The sequence below is a fragment of the Runella sp. genome, from assembly GCF_965279615.1.
Taxonomy (GTDB): domain Bacteria; phylum Bacteroidota; class Bacteroidia; order Cytophagales; family Spirosomataceae; genus Runella.
In genome coordinates, this window is the sequence record NZ_OZ257252.1 from 2748836 (window position 1) to 2762957 (window position 14122).

13 protein-coding genes are annotated in these 14122 nt (G+C 43.1%); 6 read left to right on the forward strand and 7 right to left on the reverse strand.

Annotation, left to right across the window (positions count from 1 at the left end; translation table 11 throughout):
• Nucleotides 1-198: 198 nt before the first annotated feature.
• The 5 genes from ACQY73_RS11830 to ACQY73_RS11850 all read right to left on the reverse strand — a co-directional run bounded on the left by ACQY73_RS11830 (nt 199) and on the right by ACQY73_RS11850 (nt 4710).
• A complete protein-coding gene (locus tag ACQY73_RS11830; RefSeq protein WP_428665916.1) occupies nt 199-762 on the reverse strand; it encodes a DinB family protein in 564 nt (187 codons plus the stop codon).
• 36 nt (nt 763-798) lie between these two features.
• A complete protein-coding gene (locus ACQY73_RS11835) occupies nt 799-1149 on the reverse strand; it encodes an MmcQ/YjbR family DNA-binding protein (protein WP_428665919.1) in 351 nt (116 codons plus the stop codon).
• Nucleotides 1146-1334, reverse strand: coding sequence for a DUF6728 family protein (locus tag ACQY73_RS11840; protein WP_428665922.1), 189 nt, complete (start codon nt 1332-1334; stop codon nt 1146-1148). The genes ACQY73_RS11835 and ACQY73_RS11840 overlap by 4 nt, the downstream gene beginning before the upstream one ends.
• Before the next feature lie 52 nt (nt 1335-1386).
• Nucleotides 1387-3393 carry a (E)-4-hydroxy-3-methylbut-2-enyl-diphosphate synthase gene (gene ispG, locus ACQY73_RS11845; RefSeq protein WP_428665924.1) on the reverse strand — a complete coding sequence of 669 codons (2007 nt, stop codon included), beginning with the start codon at nt 3391-3393 and terminating at the stop codon, nt 1387-1389.
• A 105-nt stretch (nt 3394-3498) separates the two neighbouring features.
• Complete coding sequence (locus ACQY73_RS11850) at nt 3499-4710, reverse strand: chorismate-binding protein (RefSeq protein WP_428665927.1); 1212 nt, start codon at nt 4708-4710, stop codon at nt 3499-3501.
• A gap of 607 nt (nt 4711-5317) precedes the next feature.
• Between ACQY73_RS11850 and ACQY73_RS11855 the strand changes: the two genes are divergently transcribed.
• The 3 genes from ACQY73_RS11855 (at nt 5318) to ACQY73_RS11865 (ending at nt 7739) form a co-directional block, all read left to right on the forward strand.
• Entirely contained in the window at nt 5318-6199 is an 882-nt protein-coding gene (locus ACQY73_RS11855; protein WP_428665929.1) for a carboxypeptidase-like regulatory domain-containing protein, read from the forward strand.
• A 124-nt stretch (nt 6200-6323) separates the two neighbouring features.
• Nucleotides 6324-6869, forward strand: coding sequence for a DUF4833 domain-containing protein (locus ACQY73_RS11860; RefSeq protein ID WP_428665931.1), 546 nt, complete (start codon nt 6324-6326; stop codon nt 6867-6869).
• Between the two features lie 45 nt (nt 6870-6914).
• Nucleotides 6915-7739 carry a sterol desaturase family protein gene (locus ACQY73_RS11865; RefSeq protein ID WP_428665934.1) on the forward strand — a complete coding sequence of 275 codons (825 nt, stop codon included), beginning with the start codon at nt 6915-6917 and terminating at the stop codon, nt 7737-7739.
• A 94-nt stretch (nt 7740-7833) separates the two neighbouring features.
• Here the strand turns inward: ACQY73_RS11865 and metK are convergent, their stop codons facing one another.
• The gene (metK, locus tag ACQY73_RS11870; RefSeq protein ID WP_428665937.1) at nt 7834-9123 is read right to left on the reverse strand and encodes a methionine adenosyltransferase; all 1290 of its coding nucleotides are present in this window, start codon (nt 9121-9123) and stop codon (nt 7834-7836) included.
• A gap of 265 nt (nt 9124-9388) precedes the next feature.
• On the opposite strand from metK, the gene dusB reads away from it, so the two are divergent.
• Nucleotides 9389-10378, forward strand: a complete 990-nt coding sequence (gene dusB, locus ACQY73_RS11875; protein WP_428665940.1) for a tRNA dihydrouridine synthase DusB — start codon at nt 9389-9391, stop codon at nt 10376-10378.
• 58 nt (nt 10379-10436) lie between these two features.
• A complete protein-coding gene (locus ACQY73_RS11880; RefSeq protein WP_428665943.1) occupies nt 10437-10922 on the forward strand; it encodes a hypothetical protein in 486 nt (161 codons plus the stop codon).
• A 4-nt stretch (nt 10923-10926) separates the two neighbouring features.
• Here ACQY73_RS11880 and ACQY73_RS11885 read toward each other — a convergent pair whose 3' ends face one another.
• Nucleotides 10927-12030: a DUF2891 domain-containing protein gene (locus tag ACQY73_RS11885; RefSeq protein WP_428665946.1), complete on the reverse strand. Its 1104-nt coding sequence runs from the start codon at nt 12028-12030 to the stop codon at nt 10927-10929.
• Between the two features lie 180 nt (nt 12031-12210).
• Here ACQY73_RS11885 and ACQY73_RS11890 point away from each other — a divergent pair, with 180 nt between their 5' ends.
• Nucleotides 12211-13923, forward strand: a complete 1713-nt coding sequence (locus tag ACQY73_RS11890) for a hypothetical protein (RefSeq protein WP_428665949.1) — start codon at nt 12211-12213, stop codon at nt 13921-13923.
• Nucleotides 13924-14122: the final 199 nt, after the last annotated feature.

The window sequence follows — 14122 nt, forward strand, 5'->3', positions numbered from 1 at the left end:
AGCGATTAAACCATTAAACACAAGTAGTAGGCAAAAAAAAACAATAAAAAAAATGCAATTTTTAATAAAACAAGTACAACAAAAATATTAACACATTGATTATCAGTATGTTATAATCTATTTGATTTTCAACTTTTTTTTACATTTTTTTTTGAAAAATGCCCATACAAGCCTAAAAAGGGCATTTTTAAGTAAACATTAGGAGATAGGAAAGTCGGGTTGCAGAATTACCCGACGCGCCTGATTTAAATGACGTTGATAATGTGCTGTTACAAACAGCAAAACATCTCCCAAACGAAATTTGATCAATGCAGTAAAGGGAGAAACTATTTTAGTATTCCAATCCAGTGTATCAGAGGCTTCCAAAACCTGCTCCAGATCACCGATAATTTCATAAAAGCGAATCAAGCCTTTTTGAGTATCAAGATGGTACGGTTTTGGCTTAAACATGCCGGGAGACGGAATTTTGCGCGTAGACTTAGGATCCAAAATCCCTAACATCAGTCGGCCGTTAAAACTCATTTCAAAGTTGAAAGAAGGAAGAATATTAGTGGGAGCATGTTCTACCTTAAACTTAAGCTGATTGACGTAGTACTGATTGGCTATGTTGAGATGGATAAGGCATTCCAAGACGCCCCATTTTTCAGGAGCAGGTTTCCACTGGATCTGATTTTCTGACAACGTCTCAAACTCCTCCTTTACCGTCTGCTTTATTTGCCGGAGTTGCTGTAGTAAATCTTCGCGAGTGGCTGTAACATCCATGAGAAATGATGATTGAGTATGAGGGAAGCACCGGCTTTATATCATTTGCTCCTTTATTTTACGTGGCAATGACTGTACCACTAAATTGTATGAATGATCGATCCATTCGCGAAGAATTATATCTTTCACCGAACCATCTACCGTGATTGTATTCCAATGTTTTTTATTCATGTGATACCCCGGCAGTACACAATCGTATTCTTCCCGCAGTTGAGCGGCTTTTTCAGGGTCACATTTCAGATTGATGGTCAGTGGTATACTGCCAAGCGATGTCAATGCAAATATTTTACCCATCACTTTATACACCAATGTTTCTTCGCCAAAAGGAAATTCTTCCGTAACTCCCTGTTTGGAAAGGCAATAGGTTTGAAATGATTCGATATTCATCGGGTCAGAAAACGATAGATCATTATCCCAATACAAAACAAAAACATAATAATGGAAATACGATTGATCCCATGCATCATCCGGAGCGACGACGTATTGGGACGTGAAGGGTCAGGTTTCTTAAAAACCCGGATAAAATACCCGAACACTTCACTTACCTGAAAAAATTCAACGAAACGTTTCATATAGATGACTCCCGCAAGGGAGCATTTTAATTTGAATTATGCCCCTTTAAGATCAAAGCTCAATCGCCTCCGGCTCAAACCATTTACCGTCTTCTTTGATAATATTAATGAGTTCATCGACGGCATTATTGGCTACGACCGACTTCTTCACGACCTGTTGCCCGCGATAAAGCGCAATTTTGTCTTTTCCGATGCCAACATACCCATAATCAGCATCCGCCATTTCACCCGGACCGTTGACAATGCATCCCATAATACCGATCTTAACGCCTTTCAAATGGTCGGTACGCTTCCGAATCAACGCGGTGGTTTCCTGCAAATCGAACAATGTACGTCCGCACGAAGGGCAGGAAATGTATTCGGTCTTAGACATCCGGGTACGGCCTGCCTGTAAAATTCCAAACGCAATGCTGTTTTGCTGTGTGGCGTATTTTAAGCGTTCATCATTGATAACAATAGCATTGTAATGAGTCGAAAGCATGATTCCATCGCCAAACCCATCCACCAAAAGTCCTCCACAATCGGTTGCCGCAAAAAGCGAAAGCTCATCCGCGTTTTCCGTTGAATATGTTCGCTGTATCACTACGGGGCAATCGATCCCTTTCTCCACCAGATCCATCATAAATCGACGCAGCGCCGGCATGGCGTGCGCATTGCCGGTTTGCAACACTAAAACGGTTGGAATACCGGCAAGTTGTGCTTTGGTAAGTTGAGTTGCCGCGTCTGTTTTAAGAAAGTTCAATACCGCACTTTTGGTTTCTGCCTGCTCAAATTCAGTCAACGTAAAGAGCGGAAATTGATGCTCACGGTCTCCGGCGATTTGCCATACGTTATAATCAATGATTTCTTTCAGACCCATAGGCAACATGAACGTCGAAGGCCGTGCGCCGGTGTAGATAAAGTCCACACCAATATCATTCATTTTCCATTTGTCGGGCACGGGCAAATAAAAATGTCCGACGCTCCGCAGATCTTCGTATTTGGTTACTTCAATGTGTGAAAAATCCGCAATGACGCGCGGAACATTTCCACCCCCAAAGTTGAATACTTCTTTTGTTTTGCGACGGCTGTACTGAAATGGATTTACCGGCGCCGCCTCAATCGGGCGAATGGGCGTTGTTTGCTCAGCGCGATGTGTATAACGGGCAATGAGCGCGGCGGCTACCGGCGCTTCAAATTCGGGATCTTCGGTCAATGAAACCCGCACGGTATCCCCTAAGCCATCTTCCAGCAATGTACCGATTCCTACTGCCGATTTGATGCGTCCGTCCTCTCCTTCTCCGGCTTCCGTTACGCCCAAATGCAACGGATAAGGCTTCAGTCCTTCGGCACTCAAACGATTGGCCAACAATCGATATGCCTCCACCATTACGACGGGATTGCTGGATTTCATCGAAAGAACGACATCGTAGTAGTTGAATTCTTCGCAAATCCGTAAAAATTCCAAAGCCGACTCCACCATCCCAAGCGGTGAATCACCATAACGGCTCATGATACGATCAGAAAGTGAGCCGTGATTGGTTCCGATCCGCATGGCCGTACCATATTCTTTACATATTTTCAGTAACGGAATAAATTTTTCACGAATCCGCTCCAACTCGCGTTGGTATTCGTCTTCGGTATAGTCGATCAGTTCAAAGCGTTTTTTGTCGGCATAGTTACCGGGATTGATACGTACTTTCTCAACAATGCGAGCGGCTAACTCGGCGGCATTGGGGGTAAAGTGAATATCAGCAATAAGCGGAACAGTGTAGCCACGGGCGCGTAATCCTTTCCGAATATTTTCTAAATTTTGAGCTTCTTTTACGCTGGGAGCGGTGATACGTACATATTCGCATCCCGACTCTACCATCCGAATCACCTGTTCGATAGAACCTTCCGTGTTCATTGTATCCACGGTCGTCATTGATTGTACCCGGATCGGATGCTCAGAACCCATTGGTATATCACCGACGTTGACCGTAATGGTTTTACGACGTATGTATTCTGTAAGTGATTGGCTATATTTATACGACGTAATGGCGTCCTGAAGCGATACCGTGTCGTTGATCGTCAGCATGAATGTATGGACAGTTTAAAATGATGGACAAAATTGACCTTCCGACCTTTTTCGTGCCGCAAATTTAGAGATAAAACCCTAAATATAAGCCATATTGTTTTATGATTACTCTAGCACCGCCATCAGGGTTTGGCATTTCAGCTCGGTTTCCTGCCATTCTTTTTCAGGAACTGAATCTTCCGTAATTCCGCCGCCGCCGTAGAGCGTTGCTACACCGTTGCTTATTTTCATACAACGCAGATTTACAAACAGATGGGTCTCGGCATCAATGTTGACCGGCCCCAAATAGCCACTGTAAAATTCGCGATCATATCCTTCATGCTCTTGAATAAACTGCAAAGCAGGTAATTTGGGCATGCCGCAAACCGCCGATGTAGGGTGCAGTAAGCCCAGCATCACCGTTCCCAATTCAGGAAAATTGATGGCTTTGGTATCCACGGCATAATCACTCCGTAAATGCATTAAATTGCCGGCAACGGCCGTTTTGGGGCCTTCTTCGATGTATTCACGTACACGAATTTTTTTAAAACAGGAAATGATATACCGACTCACCAATGCCTGCTCCTCAATCTCTTTCTGAGTCCAGAGGGCTTGTTTCGGTGGAATAGGTTGGCCCGCAGTATCAAATGCAGACTGTGTACCTGCAAGTGCTACCGTTCTGAAAATACCTTCTTTATCTACACTGACGAGCGTTTCGGGGGTGGCACCCAGCCAAATTTGATTTAAGTGAGGCAGGTACACCAACGATACAAAAGCGTTGGGGTATTTATCACACAAACGTTCAAAGATACTCGTTACAGAAAATGGAGAAGGCAACGTAACGTGCTTCGATCTGGAAAGTACTACTTTTTGGAATTCACCCGCCTCAATCGCCGCAAGCGCTTCTTTGACCGATTGCAAATGCGATGAATAGGTTGTATGGGTTGAACTGTCAGAAGTATTGTTCTTATTCAGAGCCGATAATTCAACCGTTCGGCAACGACTTTCCCATTGTTCTTTCAAAGAACCGTACTCTGCCGATTTGTTACTTTCAGTAACCATTTCTCCCATTTCATTAAATCGAAAATATACATCCGCTTTAATAAACAGCGAATCTTCCCCTTCCAAATTTAAAAAGGGACTGATCGCAAAACCCGATGGGAGGTCTTCCGGAATAATTTTAGTTGTAGAAACACCCGTTCCAAAGTTGAGAATGAGGTGTTTATCTTTTTGCCGTGGTAAGCGCCATAAAGCAGCGGCGTATCCAAGTTCATAAGCTGACTGCCAACCATGAAGCGGCAAAACTGTTTGCGATGTAATATGTGACTCCGAATCCACTATTCGACGGATTAGTTCTTGATTGTGTTATTGTACTGGTAACAATTTTTAGATCAAAAGTGTCTCTAAAAAACGAAAAAACAAGCCTAAACTAAGCGCCTATCCTCCAAATTTAAGGCGGTCTAAAACGGAAGCAGGCTTTACATTCCGTTTTACTATCTAAAATAAAGTAATATCCAACTGATTTTCAATAGCTAATCCGAAGCTATTCATAAAGGACATTATAAATTCTCCGGTTATAATTTTTAAAACTATTTAGTGCAAAATCAGTTCTATATGCACGTTCTTTCCTGTTTTTCGCTTTTTCAGGTGCTAAAAAATACTTTTCATAAACGTAAGCGGTGAAGTGATATAATCCATCCATTAAACACCCTAAAATATATTTATACCGTTTGATAATTTTTGAAGAAAAGCCATTGCTATATGGCTTTATTTTCTTTAATTGTTAAAAAAGTATGCTTTTCTGCAATCATTAAACAGCATATTATTGTGCTTTAACCACTACTATATTTTGTTTATTTTCACTAATAGTGACTCCTGACTGATACAATCGTCTAAGAGAAAGTTGCTATACCGGCAAAACTCGTAACTATATTCAGTATAATCCATGGGCATTACTTTCAAAGCATTTTTTCTCCTTCTGGTGGTTTCATCCGGAGTAGTCTTTGGCCAAAATCTTGAGATAAAGGGCATTATAAGAGACAACAGTAAAGTCGGCATCCCTTGTGCAATGATTTCACTGAAGAATAAGGCCGAAGGTTGCATTGCCGATGAAAAAGGGAATTATCGGTTAAATGTAGCCTCAAACGACACACTGATCGTCTCTTCACCCGGTTTTGAGCCTTCAGTAATCAGTATGAATAATGCGATGATATTATCTCCTTTCTTTGTTTATCTTTCCCCTAAAAAAAATTTCCAAGCACTGACCATTGAAAATTCAGGTTCGTTTCAATATTCATCCAAAGAAGGAATTTTTGACCAACCTTCCAATGCTGTCTTTACTACTGTACGTGGGCAAAGTGTTGTCATAAAAATTGAAAATTCAGCAAAAAAAGAAGCTCTTTTGAGTAAAATACATGCAAATTTTGGCAGAAAAAGCATTTCTCAAACTAAATTGCGGGTAAGAGTTTTTTCCGTTAATCCACTTACCGGAGAACCTTTCAACGATCTGTTGACCAAAAATGTCATTGTTCCGGTCACTTCAAGCCAGTTTTTGTTCGACATTGAGTCTTACAAAATTCCCATTCCCATGGAAGGCTGCTTTGTAGGTTTTGATTGGATTGAAATGCCCAAACAAAAACCCTCCTCAGCTTCTCACGTAAAAGCGGATTCTTTAGTAAAGCCTTCTTTGAAAACTACCTCAAAAGTATGTAGTGCAAAAACCTATTCGCGAGTATTTGCCTCTGAATGGCGCAGCTGGGTTTCCCAAATCGGTACCTGTCCTAGCAACGTGTTTATAGCAGCCACGCTAAAATATCAGGCCAATTAAAGGTTTTCTTTTAAATCGGCTTTTAATGGATCACTAAATTATTTTCTTTTCTATGGTAGGGGGAAGCTTTCAATGAATTGTCTTTTAGGCAGAGGGTATCAGCAATCACCCTCATTATACAGCCATGAAACTATACACTCTATTCCTCCTATCGGTGGCGCTATCCTCATTCGATGCCCCTACAGATCATCCTAAAAGCTCATTTCCTGAGCCGCCAATCACGGAAAATCATTTGTTTTATATTCAGCGCAGCAATGATGCCAATACAGTAATGTACGAAGCCAATGTGCTTCCCGATAAGCACTTGAATACCGAATTGCCTATTAACGTATATTGGATACGTTATGCCGAAAAAGGGCAAAAGGAGAAATTATCTGCTATACAATGGCAACTTGCCTATGGCTATAAACAACATTTAAATAAAAATGAAAATGATTTCATTGAGATAAGTTTGAACTCTTTTCGAAATCGTACGCTACATGTCTTTTATCATGAAGGCAGACCCGTTGCTGTCACTCAAATCAGCGGCCATAGATCGTTATTAAAGAAGATTTTTGTGCAGTTGGCCTCAACAAATAGCTTTATTCCCAAAGTGCGCTACATAGATTTATATGGTGTGGACATGAATGCCAAAAATCAGCCTGTTTCAGAAAGGATCTACATCAATTAGCATTCAGGCGTTTATTTCTCCCACAGTACATAACCCTTTTTTGGAATGACTCCTCAGCAGTTTGAACAGGACCTGCAGCCGCTGTTACTATATGCAGCTCCTCTTATTTTTGTGTGCATACTCCTTGAGTATTGGAGCATAAAACACGATCATGGCCATCATTACGATCCCGATGATTTAAAGGCATCGGTAGGAATTGGTCTCGGCAGCCTGATTATCAATGGTATTTTCAAAGCATTCATTGTCGGTCTGAGCCTGTTTTGCTATGAATTGGTTCCGTGGCACTTACCCAATACGTGGTGGTCGTGGGTATTGGCTTATTTAGGCATTGATCTTTGCAATTATTTTGCACATTACATCGCACATAAACAGCGTATTTGGTGGGCAACCCACGTTACCCATCATTCGTCGGAGCATTTCAATTTGGCCACTTCGTTTCGAAATTCCTGGACGCAACACATCAAAATCATTTTCTTTTTGCCCGTGTGGTTATCGGGAATCCATCCCGTCATTACATTTACCTGTTACCAAATTGATTTGCTGTACCAATTCTGGATTCATACCGAATTGATTCATAAGTTGCCGCGCTGGTTTGAATTTATTTTTGTAACACCTTCACACCACCGCGTCCATCACGGTAAAAATGAATTGTATATGGATAAGAACTTTGGGACAACGTTTATTTTATGGGACCGACTGTTTGGGACCTTTCAGGAAGAAACCGAACCGCCTGTATATGGAATTACGAAACCTGTTGAATCGCAAAATGTGGTTTACCTGAATTTTCACGAATGGAGAGACATTGTTCGTGATGTGCGTCGGGCCAAATCTATACGGGAAATAGCCGGTATGTTGTTTGGTCCTCCCTAATCGGGAATATACATAAAAAAAACGTCGGCAAGGTTTTGAACCTTGCCGACGTTAAACTCGCCAACGTTGAAGTTGCCGGCCTGAAATATATCAATTACAAACCAAACGCCGATTTCACCGCGTCTACGTAGTCAAGTTTTTCCCAAGTAAATAGGTCTACCGTCACTTCAGCACGCTGACCGGCGTTCTCAAAAACTTTAGTTACTGTTTTAGGCTCACGACCCATGTGACCATACGCGGCCGTTTCCGAATAGATCGGGTTACGCAATTTGAGGCGTTGCTCAATGGCGTACGGGCGCAGATCAAATACGCTTTCTACCAGTTTGGCAATTTCACCATCGCTCAATTTCTTACCGTTTTCACCTCTTACTTTGGCCGTTCCGTACGTGTTTACGTACAATCCACACGGCGTAGCCACCCCAATGGCGTACGAAACCTGCACCAATACTTCGTCACAAACTCCCGCTGCTACCAGGTTCTTGGCAATGTGGCGCGTAGCATAGGCCGCCGAACGGTCTACTTTCGAAGGATCTTTGCCCGAAAAAGCTCCACCACCGTGTGCACCTTTACCACCGTAGGTATCTACGATGATCTTACGTCCCGTCAAACCTGTATCACCGTGTGGTCCGCCGATCACGAATTTACCCGTCGGGTTAATGTGGTAAGTGATTTGATCGTTAAATAATTTACGTAATGAAGGTTTCAACTTCGCTTTTACACGGGGAATCACATAGGTAATGATGTCTTTGCGGATCGTTGCCAACATCGTTTCATCAGCGGCAAAATCATCGTGCTGCGTAGAAACCACGATGGTATCAATGCGAATAGGCTTATTGGTATCAGAGTACTCGATCGTCACCTGCGATTTGGCATCGGGACGAAGATACTTGATGCGTTTATTTTCGCGACGAATGGCCGCCAATTCTTCCAAAATCTTGTGCGACAGGTCTAATGCCAATGGCATATAGTTATCGGTTTCGCGTGTGGCATAACCAAACATCATCCCTTGGTCACCGGCCCCCTGCGCGTTGGCTTTACTTTCAAAATCATCTGCCGTTTGGCGGTCAACTCCCTGATTAATGTCAGCCGATTGGTCATGGATCGCAGAAAGAACCCCGCACGATTTGGCTTCAAACATATATTCTGCTTTAGTGTAGCCGATTTTGGCGATCACATCGCGGGCAATCTGTTGTACATCAAGATACGTTTTAGTATTTACTTCTCCTGCCAATACCACTTGTCCGGTAGTAACGAGGGTTTCGCAGGCAACTTTTGATTTAGGGTCAAAGGCCATGAAATGGTCGATGAGCGCATCTGAAATTTGGTCAGCTACTTTATCGGGGTGACCTTCCGACACAGATTCTGAAGTGAATAAATAAGACATTATTGGTTCCGATTTTACAAAGTATGAGTTTACGAACGAATTTTAAGATGTATATTAATTGCTGTGAAGCTTAATTTATCGTTAGAAACGAGTCTGCTCAGGTGGATGGGCGATAGATCGTTTTGAATTATCAGGCGCAAAAATAGGTTATTTTCAGAGATAAAGAAAAAAAGACGAAATTTGCACTTTAAATATGATTGACTCCGAACGTTGGACTGTAGACAATTACATGAAGTATATATTCCAATAGCTATAAAAAATTAAAATGGTAAAGATAGGAAACATAGAATTGGGTGAATTCCCGCTGTTGTTGGCTCCAATGGAGGATGTAAGTGACCCTCCCTTCCGGGCGGTATGCAAAGAAGGCGGGGCCGATCTGATGTATACTGAATTTGTGTCGTCGGAAGGGCTCATCCGGGATGCGGCCAAAAGTGTTCAGAAATTGGATATTTTTGAATATGAGCGCCCTATTGGCATTCAATTGTTTGGCAGCGACATCGAAACCATGGGCGAATGCGCCCGCATTGCTTCCAATGTTCATCCCGATCTGATCGATATAAATTACGGTTGCCCCGTCAAACAGGTGGCGTGCCGAGGGGCCGGTGCCGCGTTGTTGCAGGATATTCCTAAAATGGTAAAAATGACGGAAGCTGTGGTCAAAGCCACGCACTTGCCCGTCACGGTAAAAACGCGTCTGGGTTGGGATGAGTCCACTAAAAACATTCAGGATGTGGCCGAACGCCTTCAGGATATTGGTATCAAGGCGCTTACCATCCATGGCCGTACGCGTGTGCAGATGTATAAAGGCGAAGCCGATTGGACGTTGATTGGCAAAATCAAAGAAAATTCGCGCATTCAAATTCCCATTTTCGGCAATGGTGACATTGATAGCCCCGAAAAAGCCCTTGAATACCGCAATCGTTTTGGCGTAGACGGCATTATGATCGGTCGCGCGAGCATTGGATATCCCTGGATTTTCAACGAAATAAAACACTTCATACGCACAGGCGAGCATTTACTCCCGCCCACCACCGCCGAGCGTGTTCGTGTCTGTCGTAAACATTTGGATTTTTCCATTCGCTGGAAAGGTGCCAAAACAGGCGTATTTGAAATGCGTCGTCACTATACCACGTATTTTAAAGGTCTGAACAATTTCAAACCTTATCGGATGCGATTGGTAGAAGCACATACGTATGAAGAGATCATTGAAATTCTCGAAGAAGTATCCGACGCTTTTTCTATGGAAATGGCATAATTCCCGGCTCATTTTGGCGTTATAGGCAGGAATTTAACTTTCTGAATCCATAAACCGTATGTCAAAATCAGCCCTTTATTCTTTGCAACCATCAGTCTGTATTCTTCTTTTTGGGTTATTTTTACTAACCTCAGGCTGTGCCGCTCAGAAGAAAAAAGGAAGTCAGGGTATATCGGGTACGGTACTTTGGCGCTCCGGAAATTTGATGCCTTCTCCTGATGCAAAAACGTCTAACCGAAAAGGCTCGCCCATTGTACGGGAAATTTTGATCTATGAACTTGCCGATAATTCGAAGGTTGAACCGGCAGAAGAGAGCGGTTTTTATCGAACTATTCATACAAAACTGATCAAAAAAGTAACCTCCGACAAGGAAGGACGGTTTACCGTTTCTCTGCCTGCCGGTTATTATTCATTATTCATCAAAGAAGAAAAAGGCCTTTACGCCAACTTATTCGACGATGCCATGAACATCAATCCCGTTCATATCCAAAAAGGGAAATGGGAGGAAATAGATATAATCATTGATTACGCTGCCGTATATTAGTACTCTATTCTTGGCTCAGCGCATAAACGGCAAACGACGCCAACCAATGCTCTCCGCCATACCCTCCGTTGGTAATTTGCGGCAATGTAGTGTTAATAAACTTCTGAGCGCTTTTAAGTAACGACGCACGGCGTGGGTCATTTTTTGGCAATGCCTGTGCAATCCCCTTCATACACCACGCCCGACTCAGTGATAAACCATCCAAGTGTACGATCTGCATATCATTACGGTCGCTTACTACGGGCATCTTCATCACATTTTGAAGACCTGCGGCAGGCAAAAATGTGTTGAACCATTTCACAAATGCCGCCTGCGGCAAAATACGACGCATCAAATCGGCCACTTCCAGACTTGGTGACAGAAAATCAGAACCGTCAGGCTCCTGAAAAGCGGGTGCATTGGTATTTTTCAAATAAAAATCCTTGGCCTTCTGAATGATCTGCGCTTCAAAGGCGATGTTTTTGACCGTTCGAGCATAGTCGAGGGCAAACACTAATCCAAATGCCGTATTGGGATGGACACCTGTACGATTTGGATACGTTTGTTTTGGCAGGAAAGCCGTCCAAAGGCGCAGCATTTGTTGGGTCAGCGGGCGCAGATTTTGATGCCATTCCCGCGCTTGTGGGTCGTTCCACGTAGAAAGTTCTTCGTCCAACTTCAACAACCATGCCCAGCCATAGGTGCGCTCAAACGTATTCGCCAACGGATATTTAATAAAATAGTCGGCTTCTGCTTTCAGTTTATCGGCTGCAAAACTTTCTGCGAGTATTTGTCGGATATGCGTTTCTTCCGGAAGGTTCTTAAATGTTTTCAGCAAACGCACCAACATCCAATGACCGTGTACCGATGAATGCCAGTCCAAACACCCATAAAAAGACGGATGCAATTCTTTGGGGGTCAAACGGGCATCTTTTTCGGCTTCAAGCGTATGGCCCGTTTTATTGGGATATTCGATATTGATGCAATGAAGCGGCAGTTTTGCCAAAAAGGACGCCCCCGCCGGTGTGAGTTCCAATTGCTCGTTTTTCGTTGTTAAGTACGGATTTTGCGATCGAGATTCTGCCATCATCAATAAAGAAACAAAGAAAAGAAGTGTAAAAAATTTCATTCGGAAAGTTGAGTAGTTCGATGATGAATTTTTTAAAGAAACAGTTTTATTGGAAAGCCGCCTTTTTAAACGTAAAACACTTATAATCAACACTTTTACATTTTACATTTATCAGTTTATCATTTTTCTGTTCCTTAACGGCTACTAACTTACTAATTTTAGCCGTTTTTAACTTTTTGTATGCAATTTTTCGACCGCCTTTTCCAAAATCGTTCCGTTGTACGCACGCTGTGTTTGTTGCCGCTTATTCTGTACATGCTGTTTTTTCAAGCCATTGCGCTCAATGTAAATTACGTCGCTTACGATGACACGCACGTCTTACAGATCATTGAACAGTGGCAACAGGCGGCCAATTGGCAGGAAAAATTGGATTGGCTGACGGTCGGATTCCCCGAACATCGCATTGTGTTTACGCGCGCTGTTGTGCTTATTTCGTATTGGTTGACCGGACATGTCAATCTCAAATCGCTGATGATGATCAGCAATGGTTTATGGGTCGGACAATTGGGGATTTTGTTTTTGATCTTTCGAAAAATCACCTCGTCGTCTTCTCAGCGGCTGCTTTCTTTTGCGTACTTTATTCCTCTTTGCTGGATCGTATTGAGTGTTCATTCGTTTGAGAATATTTTTTGGGGAACCAGTTCTTTAGGAAACTTCGGGCTGCTGTTTTTCGTCATGGTTGCGGGCTATTTTTATACTGATTCCTCCAACAATGCCCGATTATTTCCGGCACTTCTTTTTTCTTTTTTTGCGACTTTTACCTACGGCAACGGCTTATTGGCTTTTTTGATCGGCGGCTTTCTGCTTGTTCTCCTGCGTCGATGGAAAGCGGCAGGAATTACGGCGGGCGCTTTTGTTTTGACCATGTTACTTTATGGACTTACCCGCGCCCACGCTTCTCCGAGCGGCTTAGATCTCACCGAGCCAAGCAATTATGGTCATGCTCTTGCCTGTTTCTTTGCATTTATTGGCTCATCGGTCAATTTTGACGTCTATTCGCCTTCAACATTTGCCGTTTGGGGGTCGGTGTTGTGGGGCGTTTTGCTTTTGGGCGGCATACTATGGTTAATATTGAAGTCCATAAATTTGAAAAATACCGGACTGAGAATTCGCCATTTCGAAGTTGTGGTAAAAATGAGTGAAGTACAGTTTTTTGCGTTATTTCTCTTGCTGTTTGTGTGCTTATCGGCGTTGGGCGTGGTTTATAAACGCGCCGAGGGAGATGGTCTCATCGGGATGTTCAAGGGTCGTTATCGGATGTATCCTACATGGTTGTTGGTGATTGGCTACCTGGTTTTGATTCATTGGCTGCGTGATTCCAAAAAATGGCTTTTGCCCTTAACATTCGGTTTGAGCCTGCTTTTTAACTTATTAATTTTGTATTATGCCGTTGCTCCGGCGGTCAATAATCGTCGGGCGGCGGTGGTTCAGGAATTTAATTCCATGTACAACGAAGATCTGTTGGGATTAAAAATGTTTGACCTGACGGGGGCTGATTTTAAGCGAATTCAGGCACTTTATAAACCCGATCTGTTTTTTGAAACAACCCCGAAAACGGCCATGCCCAAAGAAATATTCTCTCTTGACTCTGTCTATTTTAAAGGCGATATATTACATGTGGATTACCAAAAAGATTTTGTTCGCCCAACCCGAGATTTTGACGACGGTGCGTACGTTATGCTTCAATCTGCGACGCATACCTACATGGCTGCCGGCACGCAACAGGCCCTGCCTTTGAAGACCTTTTTTCGTAGAGGATGGTATTGGGACAGAGGCTTTTCGGCCACGATCCATCGGGCATCGGTTGTGCCGGGCAACTATGGATTGCTTGTATTGATCCGCGAAAACGGGCTGAATACATTGTACGATACGGGAAGAAAAATTACGTTTTGATGGAAATGACGGCAATTATAGGGGTGGGGTTTACCTCTACCCTCCAATCCGTCAAAATCAATGCCGATAAAGCCGCCAATTGTAGGGGTGGGGTTTACCTCCACCCTCTTCAACGCGATTCCGAGCGAAAATTTCAGCATTTCCAGTGACACGATTTCGGGTAGGTACGCGGTTTCGGGCAGACGCGAGGCCTGCCCCT